Below are 22,223 nucleotides of genomic sequence, written 5' to 3'. Positions count from 1 at the left end.
TCGGGTTGCCCGATAGGGGCTTGGGAGGACAACCCGAACGCGGCTTGATCGGTCCCTACCAGCCAGAGCCTTCCAGCTCAGTCAGCTCGACCTCAAGCATTTCGAGGTTCTCCGCCGCCGTGCCGTTGCCCGAGAGCGTCTTGTGCACGGCGGTCCAGAATTTCGACGACACTTCGTTATACTTCACCTTTGTCGCGGCCGAGGGCCGCGGCACGGCATTCTGGAAGATCGGCTTCCAGTTGGCCATGAAAGGCTGCGCCGCAATGACGTCCTTGTCATCATAGAGCGCCGCAATGGTCGGCAGGCGAGAAATCTCGACCGCCTGCACCTTCTGCACTTCCGGCGACGCCAGATATTTCACCAGCGCGATGGCCGCATCCTGCTTGGTGGAATATTTCGAGACGGCAAGGTTCCAGCCGCCAAGTGTCGAGGACGGTGCATCGCCTTCCGCACCGGCGGGCAATGGCGCCACGTCGAACTTGCCCTTCACGCCGCTATCCGCGCTGTTACCGAGCGCATATGCATAGGGCCAGTTGCGCATGAAGACTGCATTGCCTGTCTGCCAGACACCGCGCGATTCTTCCTCCTGATAGGCAAGCGCGCCCTGCGGCGAAATCGTACCGATCCAGCCCTTGGCGCGGTCGATAGCAGCCGCCGCTTTTTCATTGTTGATCGAAATCGTTCCGTCGGCTTCAACGATCTGCCCCCCGCCGGAAGACTTGATCCACTCCAGCGCGTTGCAGGTCAGGCCTTCATAGGCATTGCCCTGAAACACGAAGCCCCAGAGATCGGACTTTCCTTCGGCCCGCTCCTTGTCCATGATTTCCTTGGCGGTGGCCGTCATCTCGTCCCAGGTCTTCGGAACCTGCTTGTTATATTTTTCCAGCAGATCCTTGCGATAGAAAAGCGCGGGAGCATCCGTATAGAATGGCAGCGCAATCAGCTTGCCGTTCACGGTCTGCGACGCGATGATGGAGGGGAAATGTGCGCCCGTCACATCCTTCGTCGCTTCCTTGAGGTCAACGAACTGGTCGGATAGTTGCGGCGCCCAGACCACATCGGTCTGGTAGACGTCGATATCGGCATTGCCGGCTGCGAGCCAGAGACGATACTGGCTGAACTGCTCGCTGCTCGACGGCGGCATCGAGACGATATTGACCTTGTTGCCGGTATCTTTCTCGAACTTGACGATCTGCTCCTGCAGAAACTTGATGTTGTTGCCTGTCGAATTGGCCGCGATGGAAATTTCCACCGCATGGGCACTCACCGTCGCCAGACCAAGCGCCACGCACGCCGCAAGCACACCTTGAAAAGCCTTCATAGTTCCCTCCTCCCATCCATCCTGCAAGCGGTTTACTAAAATCGAAAACGGTTTGGATGGCGGAAAGGTTGCAGAGGACCGCATTTCTGTCAAGCCGCAGATTATTGCCCCGTTCGATTTCGTTCACCTACGACTTATATCAATATATAATCCAATACCTTAGAAGCTGATCCAGCTGTTGAAGAATGCTTTCGGCGCATATTTTCTGAAGCCTCCCTGAATGAAAATTCAAACAAACTTGAAATCGGTTTGGTTTCGTTGCACACTAGGGCCAGGACCTAAGTGCCGCAATTGTTAATCGCAGGGAAGCGGCTATAATCCGTCGCCTTGCCTGCCTGTATCATTCGAAAGCCAAATGAAGCTCCGTGAATTCGCCAAACATCTGGGCCTTTCTGCAACGACCGTCAGCCGGGCGTTGAGCGGCTATCCCGAAGTGGCGGAAAGCACGCGCAAGCGGGTCATGGATGAGGCTGTGCGCCTCGGCTATCGGCCAAACGTCAACGCGGTCAGGCTGGTGACCGGGCGCGCCGGCGCCATCGGTGTCGTGATGGGCCGCAACAGCGAGTTCCACTTCGCCGAATTCATGCGCGGCATGGCGGAACGGCTTGGTCAGGATGAAGTCGATATTCTCGTCAGCCCGATTGCCAACAACGGAACCGAGGATGAAGTGCAGCTCTGCCGGCGTCTGGCTACCAGCCGCCGCGTCGATGCAATCATCGTCACCTCGCCAAAGCCCAATGACGAACGTATCCGCATGCTGCACGAGCTGGGCATACCCTTTCTCGTCCATGGGCGTTCCGAGACGGACATTCCGCATGCATGGCTCGACATCGACAATGAGGGCGCGGTCTACCGCTCCACTGCCCATCTTTTGGATCTCGGCCATAGCCGTATCGCGATGATCAATGGCCGTTATGGCTTCACCTTCTCGCTGCACCGCGACGAAGGCTACCGGAAAGCGCTTGAAAGCAGAGGCATCGCCTTCGACCCCGATCTGGTTGAACATGGCGACTTCACGGACGAGATCGGTTATCGCCTCGCGCGCAAGCTTCTGGAACGCGATCCGCGCCCGACGGCATTCGTTGCCGGTTCCATGATGACCGCGCTTGGCATCTACCGTGCCGCCCGCTCCTTCGGCCTGACCATTGGCAAGGATATTTCGGTCATCGCTCATGATGACGTGATTTCATTCCTCAGCGCCGACAATATGGTGCCGTCGCTGACTGCAACCCGCTCATCCATGCGCGCGGCGGGTAAACGCTGCGCCGACCTGCTGATGGATATACTCGACGGACATGCAGCCGCCGATATTCACGAGTTGTGGCCCGTCGAACTCATCCTGCGTGAATCCGCAACCCGCGTGCCGGAATGGGCCTGAAGACGCCGAAGAACCAACCCGATTTGCCAGTTTAGCGCCGCCGGTGTAGATTTGCCGTGCAACGCGGAATTGGTATCGACGGCCCAAGGGCGCACCCGGAACCAAACCGCGTTGTGTTTGGTTTAAATCGGAGTACAAATTGCGCAGTGAACAATCTATTCTTCAGCTCTCAATAGCGGTTACTATATTCGTTGCTGGGTTCGGCGTTGTGTTCGGCCTGTTATCCGGCTCATTTTCTATCGTATTCGATGGCGTTTACATGCTTGCCGATGCGGCCATGAGCGGGTTAGCACTTCTCGTTTCACGCCTCATCGCGCTCTCTGCCTTGCCGGAGCAGCCACGCGGAAGATTGCGTGATCGATTCACGATGGGCTTCTGGCATTTGGAACCCATGGTGCTTGGCCTCAATGGCATGATGCTGACCGGCGTTGCGATCTACGCGCTTATCAATGCAATCGGCAGCCTGATGGATGGCGGACGCGATCTTGAATTCAGCTATGCGATTTTCTATGCGGTGGTCGCGCTCATCGCCTGCCTCGGCATGGCGTGGTTCGAAATGCGCGCAAACCGCACATTGAAGTCGGATTTCGTGGCGCTCGACGCCAAAGCCTGGATCATGTCGGGCGGAATAACCGCAGCGCTTTTGATCGCCTTCTCGATTGGCTATGCCATTGAGAATACGGAGCTTGGCTGGCTGACGCCGTATATCGATCCCGCAGTTCTGGCGGTTGTTTGCCTTGTCATCATTCCCATGCCGATCGGCACGATCAAACAGGCGTTGGCCGACATTTTCCTAGTCACCCCTGCGGACCTCAAACAGCATGTCGACAAGATTGCCGAAGAGTTCGTCAAGCGCCACGGTTTCCTGTCATACCGCGCTTATGTCGCCAAAGTTGGCCGCGGCAAGCAGATCGAGCTTTATTTCATCGTTCCCCCCGATCTTCCGCCGCGAAAACTTGAGGAATGGGACGCATTGCGCGACGAGATCGGCGATGCGCTCGGCGGCGAAGGACCGGACCGATGGCTGACCATCGCCTTTACCACGGATGTAGAGTGGGCCGTGTGATCCTAGGCTGTAGTGCTTTATTCCGCCGCGATGAGGGGCGTTTCCACAACCGCATCCGGCATGGTATCGAAATGGACCGGGCGCAACGAAACATAGCCGTTTCGAATATCCAGCACATGGGAATAGACCTCTTCGCCGTCTTCGAGCAGCGGCAGCTTTTCCTCATGCATGATGCTGATGACAATGGCCTGCGGGCAGCGCGTCTTCAGCGCCTCATGGAAACGCATTTTCGAAGCCGGATCGAGTGCGCCGGTCGCTTCATCAAGGAAGATGATCGACGGCTTATGCAGGAGAATGCGCGCCAGCACGATCTTCTGCTTCTGCCCGCCGGACAGGATCATGTCCCACGGCGCGCCGCCCGCATCCGGGTCGTTCATGCGCTCGATGAACTCGCCCAACCCCGCTTCATGCAGTACGGCGGCGACGGCCAGATCGCTGAACAGGCTTTCATCGGCAGGCAGGGCGACAAGCTGTTTCAGTGTGACGGAAGGAAACTTGGCTTCCTGCGTCGCATAAAGCGAGGTGGCGTTCTGCGGATAGATGATATCGCCGGTGCCATAGGGCCACAGGCCGTTGAGTGCCTTCATGAATGAAGTTTTGCCCGAGCCGGATTCACCCCGCATGTAAACCCAATCGCCCGCGCGAATGTTGATCACGCCGGAGCGCAGGAACGGCGCTTCACTGTCCGGTCCCTGCATAAGGGTGAGATTGCGCACGGACAGGCCGAAGCGCGGATGCTGAGCGGCGAAAGCGAAGCGGTTGATGCCCGACCGGCTGTAGAATTCTGCCGGTTCCTGAACATTTTCGATGGCTTGCGCCAGCCCCGTCACGCGGCCCGCATTGGCGCGCAGATTGGCAATCGCAGGCATGACCTGAATGAACCATGAGCAATCGTTGATCATTGCCGCGACCAGTTCCGCGCCCGTCACATAGCTACGGAAGCTGACCGAGCCGCTCATATAGGGCAGAAGACCCGGAACATAGGCAACGATACGGTTCGAGAGAAAGCCATAGGCCTGCGAGAAGGCGAGATAGGCGGCATCGAAACGGTTGAGCCGGTTCCAGGTGCCGTCGACATCCTTGTAGAGACGGTCGTTGACCGAGCGCTGCACAGCCTCACCGCCAGAGGCGGAAATCTGGAAGCTGCGGCGCAAAAGCGTCGTCCATTCGCCACGATAGGAGCCTTCGGCCTTCTGGATGCCGAGATTGAGCCGCTCCAGACGCTTGCCGATCTTGATGGCGACCAGCGTGCCGAGCGGGACATAGACCACGATTGCCGCAAAGGCCAGAACGGCGCTGCCATAGCTGCCGAGGAAATCCAGCCCGTCCACATGGGTGGACATCTCAATCAGCTTCTGACCGATGAAGAAAGCGGACAGGAATACGCCGACAATGCCCATGACGAGGCCAATGGCACCGCCGGTCATCCCCTTGATCGATTCCTGCAGGCGCTGATCGATATTGTCGGGCTGGTCCTTGCCCCTGCCCTGCTGCAAATGGAAATGCGTGTGCCTGCCGTTCAACAGTGCGGTGGAGAACTGGTCGTTCAGCCATTTGCGCCATTTGCGATGCAGCGTGGTGGACAGGAAATGGCGGGAACCGACCAGCATCACATCCTTTGCCAGCATCAGCAGAACAAGAATGCCCGCATTCGCCGCTATCGTTATGAGAGGGTGCTGAACAGGCGCGGTGTTGACATTGACGATGGAGTTCATGAGCAAGCCGGAAGCCTCGGCCACCCAAACGGTGGTCTTGCTCACGAAAGCCGTCATCAGAAAAATTGCGAGGGTAAGTCCCCAGGCTTCCTTCCAGCGGTCGGAAACCCAATAGGCGCGCATCAGCCCCCAGAACGACGTCATGTCAGCCACGGCAGACCTTCCCCTTGCCTGCAAGGATTGCTGTCTGGTCTGCCGGTTTGTGTCCAATCCACACCTCGTTCGTCATCAAGAAATGTAACGCTGTGTTACATATTGCAACAAACTGTGGTTAACACAATGTTAATAGTCAACACAAAACCGGAGCAACAGCCCGTGAACCGATAGCGGTTCAAGCACAACGATTTGAAATCGCTTGCCTATCGACTAACGTATTTTTTTGCTGAACAGACTGTTTCACGCGGAAAATGCCGGGGTAGCACCGCACATGTCGCCTGATTCCGGGCGAAGGACCTATTGTGCCGCCAGATAGGACTGGAGCGGCGGCACCACATAATCAAGGAAAACGCGGACCCGCTGCGGCAGACGAGCGCCGCCCAGAAACACGGCATGCACGTCTTCCAGATCATTCTCGACAGCGTCGGCGAGAACCTCCACCAATGCGCCGGAAGCAAGGTCGTTGCGCGCGTGAAAATCAGCGATCCGTGCAAGCCCCAGCCCGGCAACCGCCATGCGGCGGACGGTTTCGCCATTATTGGCCAGAAGCGAGCCGTAAACGGCGCGGTCCACGATCCGCCCGCTTTCCTTCAGCGGCCAGACCGGCGCGGCGCGGCGGAAATTGAAACCGATGCAATTGTGATCCGCGAGATCATCAACGGTCATCGGCGTGCCGTGACGCGCCAGATAGGACGGCGCCGCCAGAATCTTGCGCCGGGCGACCCCGAGCTTGCGCGCCGTCATGCTGGAATTGGGGAGGGTTCCGATGCGAAAGGCCACATCGGTACGGTCGAGATAAAGGTCGACCAGTTCGTCAGAGAGCGACAGGTCGATCACGATATTCGGATAGGCGGCGAAGAAGTCCGGCAAAAGCGGCTCCAGCGCCAGCGTTCCCAATGCGACGGAAGCATTGACGCGCACCGTGCCGCCAGTGCTTGCGGAACCTTGCGAAAGCTCGCGTTCAACCTCCTCGAAATCGCGCAGCAATCCCTGGCTGCGTTCGTAATAAATCTGCCCCTCGCTCGTCAGCGACAGGCGTCGGGAGGAGCGCTCCAGCAGCCGCACGCCGAGCCTCGCCTCGATGCGCGATATGAGCTTGCTGATGGTCGAAGGATTCATGCGCAGAAGGCGCGCGGCCTCCGAGAAGCTGCCCGCTTCCACAACCCGCATAAAAACCTGCATTTCGCCGATGCGATTGTCCATCGCCCGCTCCATCTGTGAAATTGTTTCACAGATAATGTGGATTTCGAGCGGATTTTCAAGCCCGCGCGACTATCCTATTTGTGCTGCACGAGATCAAGGCTGGCCGGATCGTCCGGACAGAATCGGCATCTGCAAATTGAGAGCCCGAAGCATAAGCCTCCCAAGCTCGCGCAATTGACGCGATACGCCGAAGGCCAATCGACAGGAGATACTATGAAAATCGTAAACGCACATGGCGCGGCCATACCAGCGCTCGGCTTTGGTGTTTTCCGCATGACGGACGCCGAAGTGGAAAGCGTTGTCCCGGCGGCGCTGGAAGCCGGCTTCCGCCACTTCGACACCGCGCAGATCTATCAGAACGAAGCCGCCCTCGGGCGCGCCTTGCAAAAGGCCGGCGCCAAGCGCGACGAGCTGTTCCTGACCACAAAGGTCTGGGTCGATAATTACAGCCCGGATAAATTCGCGGCTTCCGTTGATGAAAGCCTCGACAAGCTGAAGGTCGATCAGGTCGATCTCCTGCTTCTGCACTGGCCCGCCGACAAGGTGGCGATTGCCGACCAGGTTGAGATGCTCAATGCCGTGCATGCAGCAGGCAAGACGCGCTTCATCGGCGTCAGCAACCAGAACGTCGCGCAGATGAAGGAATCTGTCCAGAAAAGCCGCGCACCTATCGTGACCAACCAGATCGAGGTTCATCCCTATCTCGACCAGAGCACGGTAGCAAAGGCCGCGAAAGCTGCGGGCGTTGCCATCTCCGCCTATTACGGCATGGCCGATGGTGCAGTACCGCGCGATGCAGTACTTCAGGCCATCGGCGCAAAATACGGCAAGTCCGCCGCTCAGGTTGGGCTTCGCTGGCTGATCGAACAGGGCTTTGTCGCTCTTTCCAAGACAGCCAAGCCTGAGCGCGTTGCAGAGAATTTCAATGTCTTCGACTTTGAACTCGCCGCCGAAGACATGGCCGCTATCGCAAAGCTTGCACGCCCCAATGGTCGCATCGTCAGCCCCGAAGGTCTGGCTCCCGTCTGGGACAAATAGGAATTTTATCATGAGCGCTACACAGTCTCACGACAGCGCGACGAAGGCGGCCGGTTTCAACTGGCCGCTGCTCGCGCTTGCAATCGGTGCCTTCGGCATCGGCACCACCGAATTTTCACCGATGGGCCTTTTGCCCGTCATTGCGGACGGCGTTGACGTCTCCATCCCGACGGCTGGCCTGCTCGTCAGTGCCTATGCAGTCGGCGTGATGGTCGGCGCGCCGGTCATGACGCTCGCCTTCGGGCGCTTCGGCAAGCGCACCGCGCTGATGCTGCTCATGGCGATATTCACGCTCGGCAACATCCTGTCCGCGCTCTCGCCGGATTACTGGACGCTTCTGGCCGCGCGCCTCGTCACCAGCCTCAATCACGGTGCGTTCTTCGGCCTTGGCTCCGTCGTCGCGGCCAGCGTCGTGCCGCCTGAAAAGCGCGCCAGCGCCGTTGCCACCATGTTCATGGGCCTGACGATCGCCAATATTGGCGGCGTTCCGGCAGCAACCTGGGTTGGTCAGCAGATCGGCTGGCGCATGTCCTTTGCCGGCACTGCCGTTCTGGGCCTCGTCACGATCACCGCGCTTTGGCTCGCCCTGCCACGCGGCGAAGCAGGCAAGATGCCGAATGTCGGCCAGGAACTTCGCGTTCTCGTGCGCCCGACAGTGCTCATGTCGCTGGCAACGACCGTCATGGGCGCCGGTGCCATGTTCACGCTCTACACCTTTGTCGCGCCGGTTCTGACCGAACTGACCCACGCATCGGAAAGCTTCGTGACGCTGGCGCTTGTTCTCATTGGCCTTGGCTTCACCATCGGCAATGCGCTTGGCGGACGTCTCGCCGACTGGTCGCTTGATGGTGCGACGCGCATCTTCCTTGTTGCGCTTGCCATCATCAGCCTCGCACTGCCGCTGGTGCTTACCAGCCATATCGGTGCCGCCATTGGTCTCGTCGCATGGGGCGCGGCAGCCTTCGCCATCGTGCCGCCGGTTCAGACCCGCGTCATGCAGGCTGCTTCCGAAGCGCCGGGACTGGCATCGTCGATCAATATCGGCGCGTTCAATCTCGGCAATGCCGTCGGCGCGGCACTGGGCAGCGGCGTTATCAGCCTTGGTTTTGGCTATGCCGCGATACCGGTAGCCGGTGGCCTTCTGGCAGCGGCGGGCCTGCTGTTCACGCTGTCCCGCCGCCCGAAAACAGCGCTGGCTCCTTCAGCCTGCTAATCCAACGTTCGCCTGAAGCGCAGAAGCGCCAGCGACGCAAACAGGAACACGAAGAATATGAGGGCGTTCACCTCTCCGGCAATGTCGGAAAGGTGGGCGCCCTTCAGCATGACCGCCCGCACAATGCGCAGAAAATGGGTCAGCGGGAAAATCTCCCCCAGCGTCTGCGCCCAATCCGGCATGCCCCGGAACGGAAACATGAAGCCCGACAGCATCAGCGAGGGCAGGAAGAAAAAGAAGGTTAGCTGCATGGCCTGCATCTGCGTGCGCGATACGGTCGAGATCGTATAGCCGAGCAGCACCAGCGACAGCACAAAGATCAGAACACAGGCCAGAAGCAGCGCCAGCGATCCGACGAACGGCACCCCGAACAGAAGTTTTGCCGCCGCCAGCACCACAACGACCTGCACGGCACCCACCGCCAGAAACGGCAACACCTTGCCCAGCATGATTTCAGCAGGCGTGGCAGGCATGGCAAGCAGATTTTCCATGGTGCCGCGTTCCGTCTCGCGGGTCAGCGCCATGGCCGTCATCATCACCATGGTCATTTGCAGGATCACGCCCAGAAGACCCGGAACGATATTGTATTGCGACACGCCCTCCGGGTTGTAACGCCGGTGCACAACGACCTGCAACTGACTGCGCGCTGCTTCAGCGGCCTCCGCCTGTCTGCCCTGCTCGCGCAAAAGCGCCTGACTTGCAACGGTGCCAAGCGTCGAGATCGCGCCACTGGCAACCGATGGATCGGTCGCGTCGGCTTCGATCAGTATCTGCGGCTGCTCGCCAGCATCGACACGCCTTGCAAAATCGGACGGGATCGTCACCACGAAGGAAACGGCGCCACTGGCGATCAGCGCCTCAGCTTCCGCCGCACTTTGCACCACATGGTCGAACCGATAATAACCGGTTGTTTCCAAAGCCGAAATCATCGCGCGCGTATAGTGATCCTGGCTGGTCACAACCAGCGCGCTTGGCAGGCTTTTCGGATCGTTGTTGATGGCGAAACCAAACAGCAAAAGCTGCATCAGCGGCACGATCAGCATCATCGCGAAGGTTATGCGGTCGCGCCGCATCTGGATGAATTCCTTCATCAGCATCGCGCCAAGACGCTCGAACGAGAACCAGCCGCCGCTCATGATGGGCCATCCTTCGCCATATTGTCCTCGGCACTGGCCATGAACTGGATGAAGACATCCTCAAGGCTGGTTTCGCCCGGCTCGACTCTGATCCCGTCGCGCTGCCTGATTTTTTCCAGAGCCGCCTCAAGCTTCGCCCGGTCGGAGCCCACCACATGCAGCGTCGCGCCAAAAGGAGCCACTTGCTCCACGCCCGGTTCGCCTTCCAGTATGCGCGCAATTTCGCCAAGGCGCGGACCATTGACGATGAAGGTCGAAAGCCCGGCCTTGTCGATCACTTCCTGTACAGTGCCAGTGGCCAGAAGCCTGCCATAGGAAATATAGCTGATGCGATGACAGCGTTCGGCTTCATCCATGTAATGGGTCGAAACCAGCACGGTCAGACCGCCATCGGCGAGACGATGAATCTCGTCCCAGAAATCACGTCGCGCCTTGGGATCGACGCCTGCGGTCGGCTCGTCCAGCAGCAGAAGTTTCGGCTTGTGCATGATGCAGGCGGCAAGCGCCAGCCGCTGTTTCCAGCCGCCGGACAGCGTTCCCGCCAGCTGGTTGCCACGCGAGGTCAATCCCAGTTCCTCAAGCGTGCGCGCCACATGCTCCTTCACTGGCTTCAACCGGTAGAGCCGGGCGACAAATTCGAGATTTTCAGCAATGGTCAGGTCTTCATAGAAGGAAAAGCGCTGCGTCATATAGCCCACCTCGCGCTTGATCTTCAGCCCTTCCGTGCGAAGATCATACCCCAGCACTTCGCCCTCGCCCTCATCGGGCGTCAGCAATCCGCACATCATGCGGATGGTGGTGGTCTTGCCGGAGCCATTCGGCCCCAGAAAGCCGACAATTTCGCCCTCGGCCACCGACATGCTCACATGATCGACGACAGTGGCATCGCCGAAACGCTTGACGAGACCTTTGACATCGATGGCGTTCGCCATTGCCGCCTCCGCCTATTGCGAAGCCAGATCGACATCCACGATCTGGCCGGGCTGAAGCGTGGATGCCGGATCGACCGGATGCGCCTCAACGAGATAGACAAGCTTCTGGCGCGTTTCGAGCGAATAGATAACCGGCGGCGTGAATTCCGGGTCGGGCGAGACATAGCTCACACGGGCCTGTAGCCCGGGCGCGCAACCGTCGCAGCGCACTGACAGCACATCGCCCGTCCGCACCGCCGCGAACTTGTCTTCCGGTATATAGACTTTCAACTTCACCGCACCGTCCGGCAGCATTGTCAGCACCGGCGCGGAGGGACCGGCAATATCACCGGGATTGCGGATGACATCGGTGACGCGCCCGGCGGCAGGCGCTTCAATCGTTCGCTTGGCGAGATGCCAGCGGGCGGAGTCGAGCTGTGCTTCGGCGCTTTTGACGGCATTTTCCGCCGCCTTGATGGTTTCAGGTCGGGCCGGAAGCCGCCCTACCGCCAGATTGGACGTCGCCTGATTGATGGCAGCTTCCGCCACCTCCACCTTGGTCGCTGCATCGTCAAGCTGCGCCTGCGTCATTACCCCGCGCTTCGTCAGGTCCCGCGTGCGCAACAGTGTGCGCCGCGCATCGTCGGCCTGCGCCCTCGCCGTCCTGACGGCCGCTTCGAGAACGGCAATCTCATCGGGGCGCTTGCCGACCTGCAAATCCGCCAGTTGGGCGCGGGCCTGCGCCAGCGCCGCCTCGGCCTGCGCGACCGCAATCCTTGCGTCTGCATCTTCGGTCTGTGCTATCGGCTTGCCCGGCTCGACACGGTCGCCACGCCTGACGGTCAGGGACTGAACCCGTGCCACTTCCAACGGCGCGAGCTGCACAAACTCCCCTTCCACATAGCCAACCGCAAGGGGCTGCGTGCTGCACGCTGCAAAAAGATAGGAAGCGAAAGGGAGAATGCACAGGACACTCATATCGGCACCCCGGCGTTTCGAGCGGCGTCTTTGGCCGCAAGGATGGCCATCAGATTCTGGCGCACTATTGCCGCCACTGCCGCCGCCTCGTCCTCGCCCATCGTCGCCCAGCCCATGCGCCGTTTCACCGCCTCGCGGCCAATGCGGAAATAGACAACCTGCCCAAGCAGGGTGAAGATGATAAGCCTTGTGGCTTCACTCTCGGCAGGCTCGCCCGTCGCAACCTCCCATATGGCGCAAAGCCTTTTGTGTGTCGGCTCGAAAACGCCTGAATAGATCCGGTCGAGCGCCGCCGTCGGATGCGCCAGTTCGCGTTGAAGAAACTGCACGATTTCGCCGGATTGCGGCTGCACCACGATAAACTGCGTCATTCGCTCGATCGCCATGACAAGCTGCTGACGCGCCTCGTCTCTCGTCTTGGCGGATACGCCGATCACCGCATAATGGCCGAGCGCCTGACCGGCCACGCTCTGTATTGTCTCGACGATATAGTCCGCCGCCGCCAGTCGCAGACCTTCCTTGTTGCCGAAGTGATAAGCGATGGAGCCAATATTCGCCTTGGCAAGACCCGCGATCTCCCGCGTCGATGTGGCGTCAAAACCCTTCGACCCGAAAAGCTGCAATGCCGCATGGATAAGCGCGGCGCGCGTCTGTTCCGCCGACGGGCGCGCTTGAGCCTGCGTGGTATTTTTCGATGTGCTCATAGAAGAATTTAATCAATCGATTGATTAAATGTCAAGCAATGCGAACAACGGAGGCCGTTCGGGGGCTACGGTTCCGTTGTTCGCTATGGTCCGCGGCGAAGTGCACGCCGCGACCATGTGGTGATTGGGACGGAGGCCAAACGCAGACGTGTCAGCCGCGCCTGCCTACATGACGACCGACGGCAATCGGTGTCGGCATTTCCTGATGGGAATGGAACAACTGCTCAAGGGCTTCCCTTATGGCTGGCTTTGCCGCCACAGCCTTGCCTGCCTTGCTGTCGACATGCAGCAGCATCTGCTCGGCGCTGGCAATTTCCGTATCGCCACGCCGGAGACTGTGAAAGACATGCGCGCGCTTTTCGTCGAAGGAGAGCAATTGCGTTTCGACATGCAGCGCATCGCCTGCCTTCGCCTCGCCGCGATGCATGATATGGGTTTCAACCGTATAGTAGCTATGACCGGATTGCAGGTAAGCCTCGTCCATGCCGATATGGGCCAGAAACCTGTCCGTCGCCTGCCCGAACACATCCAGATAGCGATGCTCGGTCATGTGTCCGTTATAGTCGATCCATTCGGGGATCACCCGCACATCCAGGAGACGCAACGGGCCGGAACCTGTGGCGGGGCGGTCCGCCGCCGCATTGAGCCGCGCGGTATAGCCGTTGAGCAGCGCGCCCGCGCCCCAGCCCCTGCCCTGCTGCTGTTGCGACAGGGCACGGATGATCGCGACCAGATTTTCATCGCGAATCCGCTCCAGTTCGCGGATGGAAAGCCCTTCATTCTGCGCATCCGACTGGTCGGCGATGCGGTTGATCAGGCTGTCATCAAGGTCTGGCACATCCGTCAGCTTGGTCCATGGCCATTGCAGCGCGGGCCCGAATTGCGCAAGAAAGTGCCGCATGCCTGCCGGACCGCCAGCAATGCGATAGGTCTGGAACAGGCCCATCTGCGCCCAGCGAAGCCCGAAGGAATAGCGGATGATATCGTCGATCTGCTCGACCGTGGCGATACCGTCGCGCACGAGCCACAGGGCCTCCCGCCACAACGCTTCCAGAAGGCGGTCGCCGACAAAAGCGTCGATCTCCTTTTCAAGCACGACCGGCTCCATGCCGGTCTGGCGATAGAGCGCGGAAGCGGCCTCAATCGTTGCGGCTGCGGTCTTTTCGCCGGGAACGAGTTCCACCAGCGGCAACAGGTAAACGGGGTTGTAAGGGTGGGCGATCAGCAGCCGTTCTGGATGCCGCAACCCGGCCTGCAACTTGCTCGGCAGGAAGCCGGAAGTGGAAGATGCGATCAGCGCATCGTCCGCGCAGGCCGCTTCGATATCCGCCATCACCGCAAGTTTCAGGTCGAGGCGCTCGGGCACGCTTTCCTGAATGAGCACCGCGCCTTCAACCGCGTCGGCCAGCGAGGCGGCAAAGGAAAGCCGCCCTTCCTGCGGAAGGCGCACGGTGGTCAGCGCCGCCAAGGCCCGGCGCGCATTGTCGAGAATATGCTCGGTCGTCGCCTTCGCATCCGGCGACGGATCGTAAACGGCAACATCGAAGCCATTGAGCAGAAAGCGTGCGGCCCAACCGCTGCCGATGACACCGCTGCCTATGCAGGCGATCTTGGGAGGATTGCTGTTCATGACTATCACCAGCGCTTCGTGAGCTTGAGTTTCTCGCGGACTTCGGCAGGCGTCAGAACCTTCGTTCCCATATTGACGGCAATGGTCTTGGCCCGTTCAACCAGATCGCCATTCGACGCCAGAACGCCCTTGTCGAGCCAGATATTGTCTTCCAGTCCGACGCGGATATTGCCGCCTGCAAGCACCGCCAGCGCCGCATAGGGCAACTGGTTGCGGCCGATGGAAAATGCCGAGAAAATCCAGTTTTCCGGCAGGTTGTGGAGGATGGATACCAGCGTCGCCAAGTCGTCGGGCGCGCCCCACGGGATACCCATGCACAACTGCACCAGAACCGGATCGTCGAGCAGGCCCTGCTGCTGCAGCCATTGGGCAAGCGGCAGATGACCCGTATCGAAAATCTCGATTTCCGGGCGCACGCCAAGCCGCTGTATCTGAGCGGCCATCTCTTTGAGCATGGCGGGCGTGTTGGTCATCACATAATCGCCCTCGCCGAAATTCATCGTGCCGCAGTCGAGCGTGCAGATTTCCGGCAGGAGTTCCGCGACATGGGCGAGCCGTTCCGTCGCGCCAGCCATATCGGTTTTCGATGCATCGGGCGGCAGCGGAGCTTCTGCCGACCCAAAGACCAGATCGCCGCCAACGCCTGCCGTCAGGTTCAGCACAATATCGACACCGGATACGCGGATATGATCCACCACCTCGCGGAACAGTTCCAGCTTGCGCGATGGTTCGCCCGTTTGCGGATCGCGCACATGAATATGGGCGATTGCGGCGCCTGCCTCGGCGCTTTCGATTGCCGCATCGGCGATCTGGCGCGGCGTGATTGGCACCTTGTTCGAGCGATGCGTGGTTGCTCCGGCCCCGGTGACGGCAGCGGTGATGAATATTTCGCGGGCAGGTTTTAAAGGCATCTTCGTTTCCCTCAATTTTCGCCGAGCTTGACAGGTCGCGAAATGCCGGGATTATCATTTTACGAAATCTATTTGGCGAAGAGCGAAGAGTATGATCTTTGAACCGTCCGACGAAGAACTGAGCGTTACGCTGCTTGTCCTGCCGGATTGTTCGCTGATGTCGCTGGCCGCGACGCTGGACCCGATGCGCGGCGCCAACCGTGTGACGGGACGCTCGCTCTATCGCTGGCGCGTGGTGTCGCCGGACGGCAGCGACCCGGTCACATCCAGTGGCCTCAAGGTTTCGGCGGACGGAAAATTCGCGGCCGGGGCGCAGGACATTCTCATCATCGTCAGCGCCTTTCATGCCTTGGAACACGCAACGCCGAAGCTTCTCGCCATGCTGCGCCAGGCCGCCACGCAATCGAAGCTCATCGTTGGCGTGGAGGCCGGATCATGGGTGCTGGCAAAAGCCGGATTGCTCAACGGTCGCAAGGCAACCACCCACTGGGAAGACCTGGAGGCATTTTCGCAACGCTTTCCAGAAGTTGAAATGCAGTCGGATCGCTGGGTGCGGGACGGGGCACTTCTGACGACCGGGGGCGCGGCCCCGGCACTCGACATGATGCTGGCGCTCATTCGCGCCCGCCACGGCTATTCCATCGCGCTCGATGTGGCGAGCCTCTACGTCTATGACGAGGTGAAGCAGGCTTCGGATGCGCAGCCGCTGGTCTCCCTTGGCCGCCTGCTCAATCGCGAGCCGCGACTGGCCGACGCCATCAAGATCATGGAGACGCACATCGACCGGCCGATCCCTGTGTCGAGCGTGGCGCGCAGGCTTGGCCTCTCGACGCGCAGCCTTGAGTTGCTGTTTGCCAATGTGATCGGCCAGTCACCGGGCAACTACTACCTGTCGCTCCGGCTGAAAGCGGCCCGGCGACTGATCCTCGACACCCGTCTTTCCATGGCCGACACAGCGGAACAGACCGGCTTTTCGTCGATCAGTTCGCTGTCGCGCGCCTTCAAGCGGCATTTCGGTCAGTCGCCGAGCAAGCTGCGCCAGTAAAAGCTTTACAAGCCCAGACCGGACTTCACCGCAGCAAGCGCCGGCTTGCCGTCGGCAGTGGTCACGCCGTCGAGCCACGCGTCGAGCTGCGCCGGGTTCTCCTTGATCCATTTCGCAACGGCGTCCTTGGCTTCCAGGCCGTCATTGAGGATCATGTTCATCATCGTGCTTTCCATTTCCGTGTTGAACTTCAGGTTCGACAGGAAGCGCGAGACATTGGGGCAGTCGGCTGCATACCCCTTGCGGGTCAGGGTCTCGACGGTCGCCGCACCATCATCCGGCCCGAACAGGTTTTCGCCATTTTGCAGATAGGTCAGCTTGTAGCGAATGTTCATCGGATGCGGCGTCCAGGCGAAGAACACCACCGGCTCATCCTTGCGCACCGCGTTTTGAACCTGCGAAAGCATGGCCTGCTCGCTTGACTCTGCAAGCTGGAAATCCTTCAGGCCGAACTTGTCCTTCTCGATCATCGACTGGATGGTGGCATTGGCGCTGCTGCCTGCCTCGATGCCATAGATCTTGCCGCCAAGCTGGTCCTTGAATTTCGCTATATCGGCGTAGTTCCTGATGCCGAGATCCTTGCCCGTTGCGGCAAGACCGATCTTTGCGCCTTGAAGGTTCACACCGGCCTGCTCGACCTTCTTTCCCTCAATATAGGGCTTGCGCGCTTCCTCCTGAAGCGGCATCCAGTTGCCGAGGAAAATATCGATCTGACCGTTTTCCAGCGACTGGAAGGTGACAGGCACGGAAAGAATGGTGGTCTGCGGCTGATATCCGGCCTTTTCCAGCAGCAGAGAGGCAAGTGCCGTGGTTGCGGTAATGTCGGTCCAGCCGACATCGGAGAATTTGGGCGACTTGCAGGCCTCGCCTTCGGCGGCATGCGCCTGCACGCTGGCAAGGCTGGCGACGCTTGCTGCAAGCAAAAGAAGCAGGTGTTTCATTATCTTCTCCCCTTTGTTTTTATTGAGAACAACATGATAGGGGAAACAGGAAATACCTCTTCGCAATATACGCAATCATCTTTGCGTTTTGCGCAGCCTTTGGCCCTCAACTGGCCGGGTTGGTTTTAGAAAGCTGCGCAAAACCGGGGCAAGATTTACTTGCCCGCACCATATTGCGCATCACTGACATGCTCCATCCAGTCCACGACCTTGCCGTCGAGCTGCTCCTGAATGGCGATATGGGTCATGGCGTTGCTGGCCGATGCGCCGTGCCAGTGCTTCTCGCCCGGCTCGAACCAGACGACATCACCGGGCCGGATTTCCTCGATCGGCCCGCCCTCACGCTGCACGAGGCCAAGTCCGGCGGTCACGATCAGGGTTTGACCAAGCGGATGCGTGTGCCAGGCCGTGCGGGCGCCCGGCTCGAAGGTGACGGTCGCCGCCGCCGCGCGCCTGGCATTGTTGGGAGAAAACAGCGGATCGATACGGACATTGCCCGTAAACCAGTCGGCTGGGCCTTTGCCGGAAGGATCGGTTCCGTTTCGCTTGATATCCATGACGCGTTTCCTTTCGAAGATGAGAGACGCACCATAGCGCATCCCGAAAAGGGTGAAACGGTTTTCGGGATGCGCGTCAAGGCAAATGGATAGATCAAGTTCGCGGCGAGATCAGCGCCTTTTGGCGGGGTGCGCCTGCAAAATAACGTTATGCCGCTTTTCAAGCTCGATGTTGACCGCCTCGATTTCCTGCGCCTTGCGCGCAACATCCCAGCCCAGTTCCCGCGCCAGAATGTCAGCAATTGCAGCAAGATTGCCGGTCGTCAGCGCCCCGTCGATGGCAAGCGTGGTGCGCCGCAAAACAACGTCCGCCAGATGCACGACAAGCTCGTTGCGGGCGATCCATGCGATTTCCGTCGCGCTGATCGTTTCGGTTTCCGGCAACATCGTCACCGATGCGCCCGCTTCCTCGCGGAGGATCGGCAAGGCCGTTGTGCCATAGCGCTTCAACAGGGTCTCGACCCGCGCCGCAGGCAGCCGTGTTTCAGTGGCATATTTCGTCACCCAGGCCTTGCGGGCGCGATCATCGGACGGATAGTCCCTGCCGCCGCCGATAGCGAGGTTGCGCGTGGACACCTGCCGCGCCTTGCCAAACCGGGTCAGCACCTTGTCGGCCACTTCCTCTGCAAAGCCCCGGAATGTTGTCCACTTGCCGCCGACCAGCGCGATGATCGGGAACGGGCGGTCGCTGTCCGGCTCGATCACCGGAGCGGAATGATCGCGGCTGATCAGCCCCGGTTCGGACGCGTTGGACGCTGGAAGCGGGCGAATGCCGCTATAGGTATAGACGATCTGGCTGCGGTCGAATTTGAGCTTGGGCAGCAGCGAACGCAGGCTGTCGATGAAATAGTCGGTTTCAGGATCGTCGCAGCGCACATTGTCCGGATCATCAGACGGAATGTCGGTGGAACCCACCAGCGCCAGGCCATGATAGTCGTAGACAAGGCAGATGCGCCCGTCATCCGCCTCGAAATAGATCATCCGCCCGTTGAGGCTCTTCACCAGTTCGGGGTGGTCGATAAGAATATGCGACCCCTTGGTGCCGCCGATCATCTTGGTCGGCTTGCCAAGCGCGGCATTGACCCGGTCGATCCATGGCCCGGCGGCATTGATGACCAGCTTCGGCCTGACGGCGAATTTCGTACCGTCCGGCCCCTCGAAGCCGACCACGCCGTTTTCGGCGGAGATGAGCGTGGTGAAATTGGCGGCGGCGCTTTTCGGATTGGCGCGCAACCCGTCGCTCACCAGCTCATAGACCAGACGTTCCGGCTGGCTGACCTTCGCGTCGTGATAGATGCCGCCTGCTACGATCGCAGGCGTGATATAGGGCATTTCCTTCGTCGCCGTTTCCTTGAGCAGAAAACGGTGGCGCGGCATGACGCGTTCGCGCGCGCCAAAATAGTCGTAGAGCGCCAGACCGATCTTGATCAGCACGGCGCCACGGCTGCGCGGCGCGGTCGTCGAGCCGAACATGGTGCGCAGCGCCGCCGTGATGCCCTTGGTCCACGAAAAAACCGGAATGAAGGTCGGCAGCGGCTCGACATTGTGCGGCGCGTTCTTCAACAGCAGATTGCGCTCCAGCGTGGATTGGGCCACAAGGCCGAACTCGCCGGTTTCCAGATATTTCAGTCCGCCATGGATAAGCCGCGACGGGGCGGCGCTCGTGCCCGAACCGAAATCCGCTTTGTCCACGATCAGGCAGTTCACACCCTGCTCGCAAAGATCGCGATAAAGCCCCGCGCCATTGACGCCCGCACCGAGAATGAGCACATCCACGCCTTCGGCCTCAAGCTGTCCGATGCGGTTCTTCATCTGGGCCAGACTTACGAAATCATTCATGTCACTGTCTCTCTGGGCGAAGAACGCCCTTCATTTCAATCCGTGAGGGCTTCGATCTTCGGCCAGATCGGTCCGAGCGCCGATGCGATTTCCTTGAACAGCTGATAGCGCTTTTCATAAAGCGCGCTCCGCTCCGCGTCCGGCTGATAGGTGCGGCCTATGGCATCGAGATCGCGCGGGTCGCTGTAGACGTCGGCAAAAACACCCGCACCCTTGCCAGCACAAAGGGCGGCGCCCCATGCTGCGGCTTCGTCCGTATCCGTCACGGTCACGGGCATGCCCAGCACATTGGCGAACATCTGCGCGAAAGCCGGGCTGCGCGACACGCCGCCGGTAAGCCGTGCGGCGGAGATTGCAAACCCGTCCTTCAGGTGGTCGACATGGATGCGGTGGTTGAAGGCAATGCCTTCCCAGACAGCACGCAGCATGTCGCCGCGATCCTGCCAGCCGCGCAGACCGAAGAATGCGCCGCTCGCCATCGCCCCATAGGGCGAGCCGAACAGATAAGGATGGAACATCGCCGTCGAAGGTTTGGCCAATGCCGCATCGATTTCCGGGCGCAGCATGTCGTGAATAGAGCGTCCCGTTTCCTCTGCCTCGCGCCGTTCTGCCGGGCAGAGCTTGTCGAGGAACCAGTCGTAATTGGCGGTCGATGCAGGCGAGATCGACATGTTGTTCCATTCGCCCGGCGCAATACCGTTGCGGCAGAACCAGCTTTTGTCGACGCGCGGTTCGGACGACAGCGTTTCGTTGATCGAATAAGTCCCCGCAACCACGGCAACGGTTCCGATGCCAAGCCCGCCGACGCCGAGTGCGGAGGCCGTCACGTCATGCAGCCCGCCGACAACCGGCGTACCGGCGACAAGGCCGGTGCGCTTCGCGCATTCAGCCGAGACCTTGCCGACAATCTCATCGGAACGCGACATGGGCGGCAGCGCATCCCAAAGCGCCTCAAGCCCGAACAGAGCGAGCGCTTCCTTCGAATATTCCTGCGTGTTCACATCGGTGAACGAGGTGGAGGCTTCGGTGCGATCCGTGCCCACGTCACCCGTGAGACAAAAGCGCAGCCAGTCCTTGCAGGCGATCACATGGGCGATGCGGTGATAGCGTTCCGGTTCGTTTTCCTTCACCCATGCCAGAATGGCCGATGGTGCCGACGCATGGGGCAACTGGCCGGTGATAGTGATGGCGCGGTCGGCGACGGGGCTGTTGACCCAGCGCTCCGCCACATCGACGGCGCGGCTATCGAGCGAGAGGATGCCCGCGCCGAGCGGCTGGCGGTCCTTGTCCAGCATATAGATGCCGTCGCCATGCGCGGTGGTGGCGATGGCCAGAATGTCGGAAGCGGGCCGCCCGCTTTTGGCGATGGCTTCCGCAATCGCGTCGGCGGTCGCATTCCAGAATTCGGCCATGTCGCGTTCGACATGGCGCGGGCGCGGGAACGATTGCGTCACACGGCGGCGCGCAACGGCAAGGGTGGTTCCGTCAACGTCGAACAATACGGCTTTGGTGACGGTGAGGCCGCTATCGATTCCGAGCAGAGAAGGCATGTATCGTATTCCTGATAAATAAGCGCGGGCTATTCTTGCTTTCCGCCTGTTCCGGCGCGGGCAACCACCACGTTGATGCCTTGCGCCTCCATGCGCTCGATATGCGCAAAGGGCGTGTTCTCATCGACGATGACGACATCAAAATCGGTCAGCGCCCCGAAATTGTGCAGAGCGCGGCGCTCGAACTTCGTATGGTCGGCCAGCAGGATGCGCTTGGCGGCGCAATCCAGCATGGCGCGCTTGGTCTCCACCATTTCCGGTGACTGATGAAACAGAAGATCATCGGTGATCGCGGCAATCGATATGAAGGCCACATCGGCGCGAAGACGGCGGATTTCATGGATGGTCATGCCGCCGACAAAGGCATTGCACCAGTTATAGAGCTGACCGCCGAGACCGAGCAGCGTCACATCCTTGATGTCGCGCACCTCGTTCATCAGGATCAGTGAATTGGTGATGACGGTCAGCGGACCCTTGTCCTGCAAATGCGGCACCATCTGGAGGACGGTGGTTGAATCGTCGAAGAAAATCGCCTGGCCGGGTTCGACGAACTGCATCGCCGCTTCGGCAATCAGCTTCTTTTCTTCCGACTGGCGGGTCACGCGATAAAGATCGCTTGCTTCGATCAGGCTGGTCGGCGCTGCCGACACGATGCCGCGCGATTTGCGAAACAGGCCGCGGCTTACCAGTTCATCGACGTCGCGATGCGCCGTCATCAGGCTGATGCCGAACCGTTCGGTCAGGTCCTCGATACGCATCGAGCCTTCGGCCATTACAGTTTCAGCAATCTGCTGGCGCCGGACGAGCTGACGCGCATGCCGACTGTCGTTCGGCACCTGATCCGTCATCAGCTTGTCAATGCTTGCTTTGTTGCTCACTGCCATGCCTGCCACTTGTCCCCTTGCTTGCGCGTTCCGAAAGCTTCGGAATC

The 22,223-nt window shown here is 60.0% G+C and carries 19 protein-coding genes; 5 read left to right on the top strand and 14 right to left on the bottom strand.

Features of this window, described 5'->3' with window-relative positions; translation table 11 throughout:
* Nucleotides 1-55: 55 nt before the first annotated feature.
* Nucleotides 56-1,321 carry an ABC transporter substrate-binding protein gene (locus AC0TNJ_RS16205; RefSeq protein WP_122001139.1) on the bottom strand — a complete coding sequence of 422 codons (1,266 nt, stop codon included), beginning with the start codon at nucleotides 1,319-1,321 and terminating at the stop codon, nucleotides 56-58.
* 355 nt (nucleotides 1,322-1,676) lie between these two features.
* Here AC0TNJ_RS16205 and AC0TNJ_RS16200 point away from each other — a divergent pair, with 355 nt between their 5' ends.
* Complete coding sequence (locus tag AC0TNJ_RS16200; protein ID WP_473768243.1) at nucleotides 1,677-2,699, top strand: substrate-binding domain-containing protein; 1,023 nt, start codon at nucleotides 1,677-1,679, stop codon at nucleotides 2,697-2,699.
* A gap of 139 nt (nucleotides 2,700-2,838) precedes the next feature.
* Entirely contained in the window at nucleotides 2,839-3,765 is a 927-nt protein-coding gene (locus AC0TNJ_RS16195) for a cation diffusion facilitator family transporter (RefSeq protein ID WP_473768244.1), read from the top strand.
* A gap of 17 nt (nucleotides 3,766-3,782) precedes the next feature.
* Here AC0TNJ_RS16195 and AC0TNJ_RS16190 read toward each other — a convergent pair whose 3' ends face one another.
* Together AC0TNJ_RS16190 and AC0TNJ_RS16185 are read right to left on the bottom strand one after the other, a co-directional pair.
* Nucleotides 3,783-5,633, bottom strand: a complete 1,851-nt coding sequence (locus AC0TNJ_RS16190; RefSeq protein WP_473771685.1) for an ABC transporter ATP-binding protein/permease — start codon at nucleotides 5,631-5,633, stop codon at nucleotides 3,783-3,785.
* A 300-nt stretch (nucleotides 5,634-5,933) separates the two neighbouring features.
* Nucleotides 5,934-6,839 carry a LysR family transcriptional regulator gene (locus AC0TNJ_RS16185; RefSeq protein ID WP_122001143.1) on the bottom strand — a complete coding sequence of 302 codons (906 nt, stop codon included), beginning with the start codon at nucleotides 6,837-6,839 and terminating at the stop codon, nucleotides 5,934-5,936.
* Nucleotides 6,840-7,052: 213 nt separating this feature from the next.
* Between AC0TNJ_RS16185 and AC0TNJ_RS16180 the strand changes: the two genes are divergently transcribed.
* Nucleotides 7,053-7,877 (top strand): aldo/keto reductase, encoded by an 825-nt coding sequence (locus AC0TNJ_RS16180; protein WP_473771684.1) that lies wholly within the window; start codon nucleotides 7,053-7,055, stop codon nucleotides 7,875-7,877.
* 10 nt (nucleotides 7,878-7,887) lie between these two features.
* Nucleotides 7,888-9,090 carry an MFS transporter gene (locus AC0TNJ_RS16175; protein ID WP_122001145.1) on the top strand — a complete coding sequence of 401 codons (1,203 nt, stop codon included), beginning with the start codon at nucleotides 7,888-7,890 and terminating at the stop codon, nucleotides 9,088-9,090.
* On the opposite strand, the gene AC0TNJ_RS16170 is transcribed toward AC0TNJ_RS16175, so the two are convergent.
* The 6 genes from AC0TNJ_RS16170 to AC0TNJ_RS16145 all read right to left on the bottom strand — a co-directional run bounded on the left by AC0TNJ_RS16170 (nucleotide 9,087) and on the right by AC0TNJ_RS16145 (nucleotide 15,360).
* Nucleotides 9,087-10,226, bottom strand: a complete 1,140-nt coding sequence (locus AC0TNJ_RS16170) for an ABC transporter permease (RefSeq protein ID WP_473771683.1) — start codon at nucleotides 10,224-10,226, stop codon at nucleotides 9,087-9,089. The two genes, AC0TNJ_RS16175 and AC0TNJ_RS16170, sit on opposite strands and share 4 nt — an antisense overlap.
* The gene (locus tag AC0TNJ_RS16165; RefSeq protein WP_473771682.1) at nucleotides 10,223-11,158 is read right to left on the bottom strand and encodes an ABC transporter ATP-binding protein; all 936 of its coding nucleotides are present in this window, start codon (nucleotides 11,156-11,158) and stop codon (nucleotides 10,223-10,225) included. The genes AC0TNJ_RS16170 and AC0TNJ_RS16165 overlap by 4 nt, the downstream gene beginning before the upstream one ends.
* A 12-nt stretch (nucleotides 11,159-11,170) precedes the next feature.
* The gene (locus AC0TNJ_RS16160; protein ID WP_473771681.1) at nucleotides 11,171-12,115 is read right to left on the bottom strand and encodes an HlyD family secretion protein; all 945 of its coding nucleotides are present in this window, start codon (nucleotides 12,113-12,115) and stop codon (nucleotides 11,171-11,173) included.
* The gene (locus AC0TNJ_RS16155) at nucleotides 12,112-12,819 is read right to left on the bottom strand and encodes a DUF1956 domain-containing protein (protein WP_473771680.1); all 708 of its coding nucleotides are present in this window, start codon (nucleotides 12,817-12,819) and stop codon (nucleotides 12,112-12,114) included. Before AC0TNJ_RS16155 ends, AC0TNJ_RS16160 begins: the two co-directional genes overlap by 4 nt.
* Nucleotides 12,820-12,970: 151 nt before the next feature.
* Nucleotides 12,971-14,449, bottom strand: a complete 1,479-nt coding sequence (locus AC0TNJ_RS16150; protein ID WP_473771679.1) for a carnitine 3-dehydrogenase — start codon at nucleotides 14,447-14,449, stop codon at nucleotides 12,971-12,973.
* A gap of 5 nt (nucleotides 14,450-14,454) precedes the next feature.
* On the bottom strand, nucleotides 14,455-15,360 hold the full coding sequence (locus AC0TNJ_RS16145; protein WP_473771678.1) for a beta-keto acid cleavage family enzyme: 906 nt from the start codon (nucleotides 15,358-15,360) through the stop codon (nucleotides 14,455-14,457).
* A 91-nt stretch (nucleotides 15,361-15,451) separates the two neighbouring features.
* Between AC0TNJ_RS16145 and AC0TNJ_RS16140 the strand changes: the two genes are divergently transcribed.
* Complete coding sequence (locus AC0TNJ_RS16140) at nucleotides 15,452-16,405, top strand: GlxA family transcriptional regulator (RefSeq protein WP_473771677.1); 954 nt, start codon at nucleotides 15,452-15,454, stop codon at nucleotides 16,403-16,405.
* 5 nt (nucleotides 16,406-16,410) lie between these two features.
* Here the strand turns inward: AC0TNJ_RS16140 and choX are convergent, their stop codons facing one another.
* From choX to AC0TNJ_RS16115, 5 genes are all read right to left on the bottom strand, one after another.
* Nucleotides 16,411-17,346, bottom strand: coding sequence for a choline ABC transporter substrate-binding protein (gene choX / locus AC0TNJ_RS16135; protein ID WP_473771676.1), 936 nt, complete (start codon nucleotides 17,344-17,346; stop codon nucleotides 16,411-16,413).
* A gap of 155 nt (nucleotides 17,347-17,501) precedes the next feature.
* On the bottom strand, nucleotides 17,502-17,903 hold the full coding sequence (locus AC0TNJ_RS16130; RefSeq protein ID WP_114215983.1) for a (R)-mandelonitrile lyase: 402 nt from the start codon (nucleotides 17,901-17,903) through the stop codon (nucleotides 17,502-17,504).
* A 111-nt stretch (nucleotides 17,904-18,014) separates the two neighbouring features.
* Nucleotides 18,015-19,742 (bottom strand): glycerol-3-phosphate dehydrogenase/oxidase, encoded by a 1,728-nt coding sequence (locus tag AC0TNJ_RS16125; RefSeq protein ID WP_473771675.1) that lies wholly within the window; start codon nucleotides 19,740-19,742, stop codon nucleotides 18,015-18,017.
* Between the two features lie 35 nt (nucleotides 19,743-19,777).
* Nucleotides 19,778-21,292: an FGGY-family carbohydrate kinase gene (locus AC0TNJ_RS16120; protein ID WP_473771674.1), complete on the bottom strand. Its 1,515-nt coding sequence runs from the start codon at nucleotides 21,290-21,292 to the stop codon at nucleotides 19,778-19,780.
* 29 nt (nucleotides 21,293-21,321) lie between these two features.
* Complete coding sequence (locus AC0TNJ_RS16115) at nucleotides 21,322-22,176, bottom strand: DeoR/GlpR family DNA-binding transcription regulator (protein ID WP_122001156.1); 855 nt, start codon at nucleotides 22,174-22,176, stop codon at nucleotides 21,322-21,324.
* Nucleotides 22,177-22,223: the final 47 nt, after the last annotated feature.

It is taken from the genome of Ochrobactrum sp. PL_is483, from assembly GCF_055816855.1.
Note: the sequence above shows the minus strand (reverse complement) of the source record. Positions and strands in the feature narration are given on the sequence as shown.

Coding starts and splice junctions, on each gene's coding strand:
- AC0TNJ_RS16205 (WP_122001139.1), bottom strand. CDS start 1,321: ATGAAGGCTTTTCAAGGTGTGCTTGCGGCGTGCGTGGCGCTTGGTCTG.
- AC0TNJ_RS16200 (WP_473768243.1), top strand. CDS start 1,677: ATGAAGCTCCGTGAATTCGCCAAACATCTGGGCCTTTCTGCAACGACC.
- AC0TNJ_RS16185 (WP_122001143.1), bottom strand. CDS start 6,839: ATGGACAATCGCATCGGCGAAATGCAGGTTTTTATGCGGGTTGTGGAA.
- AC0TNJ_RS16180 (WP_473771684.1), top strand. CDS start 7,053: ATGAAAATCGTAAACGCACATGGCGCGGCCATACCAGCGCTCGGCTTT.
- AC0TNJ_RS16175 (WP_122001145.1), top strand. CDS start 7,888: ATGAGCGCTACACAGTCTCACGACAGCGCGACGAAGGCGGCCGGTTTC.
- AC0TNJ_RS16170 (WP_473771683.1), bottom strand. CDS start 10,226: ATGAGCGGCGGCTGGTTCTCGTTCGAGCGTCTTGGCGCGATGCTGATG.
- AC0TNJ_RS16165 (WP_473771682.1), bottom strand. CDS start 11,158: ATGGCGAACGCCATCGATGTCAAAGGTCTCGTCAAGCGTTTCGGCGAT.
- AC0TNJ_RS16160 (WP_473771681.1), bottom strand. CDS start 12,115: ATGAGTGTCCTGTGCATTCTCCCTTTCGCTTCCTATCTTTTTGCAGCG.
- AC0TNJ_RS16155 (WP_473771680.1), bottom strand. CDS start 12,819: ATGAGCACATCGAAAAATACCACGCAGGCTCAAGCGCGCCCGTCGGCG.
- AC0TNJ_RS16150 (WP_473771679.1), bottom strand. CDS start 14,449: ATGAACAGCAATCCTCCCAAGATCGCCTGCATAGGCAGCGGTGTCATC.
- AC0TNJ_RS16145 (WP_473771678.1), bottom strand. CDS start 15,360: ATGCCTTTAAAACCTGCCCGCGAAATATTCATCACCGCTGCCGTCACC.
- AC0TNJ_RS16140 (WP_473771677.1), top strand. CDS start 15,452: ATGATCTTTGAACCGTCCGACGAAGAACTGAGCGTTACGCTGCTTGTC.
- choX (WP_473771676.1), bottom strand. CDS start 17,346: ATGAAACACCTGCTTCTTTTGCTTGCAGCAAGCGTCGCCAGCCTTGCC.
- AC0TNJ_RS16130 (WP_114215983.1), bottom strand. CDS start 17,903: ATGGATATCAAGCGAAACGGAACCGATCCTTCCGGCAAAGGCCCAGCC.
- AC0TNJ_RS16125 (WP_473771675.1), bottom strand. CDS start 19,742: ATGAATGATTTCGTAAGTCTGGCCCAGATGAAGAACCGCATCGGACAG.
- AC0TNJ_RS16120 (WP_473771674.1), bottom strand. CDS start 21,292: ATGCCTTCTCTGCTCGGAATCGATAGCGGCCTCACCGTCACCAAAGCC.
- AC0TNJ_RS16115 (WP_122001156.1), bottom strand. CDS start 22,176: ATGGCAGTGAGCAACAAAGCAAGCATTGACAAGCTGATGACGGATCAG.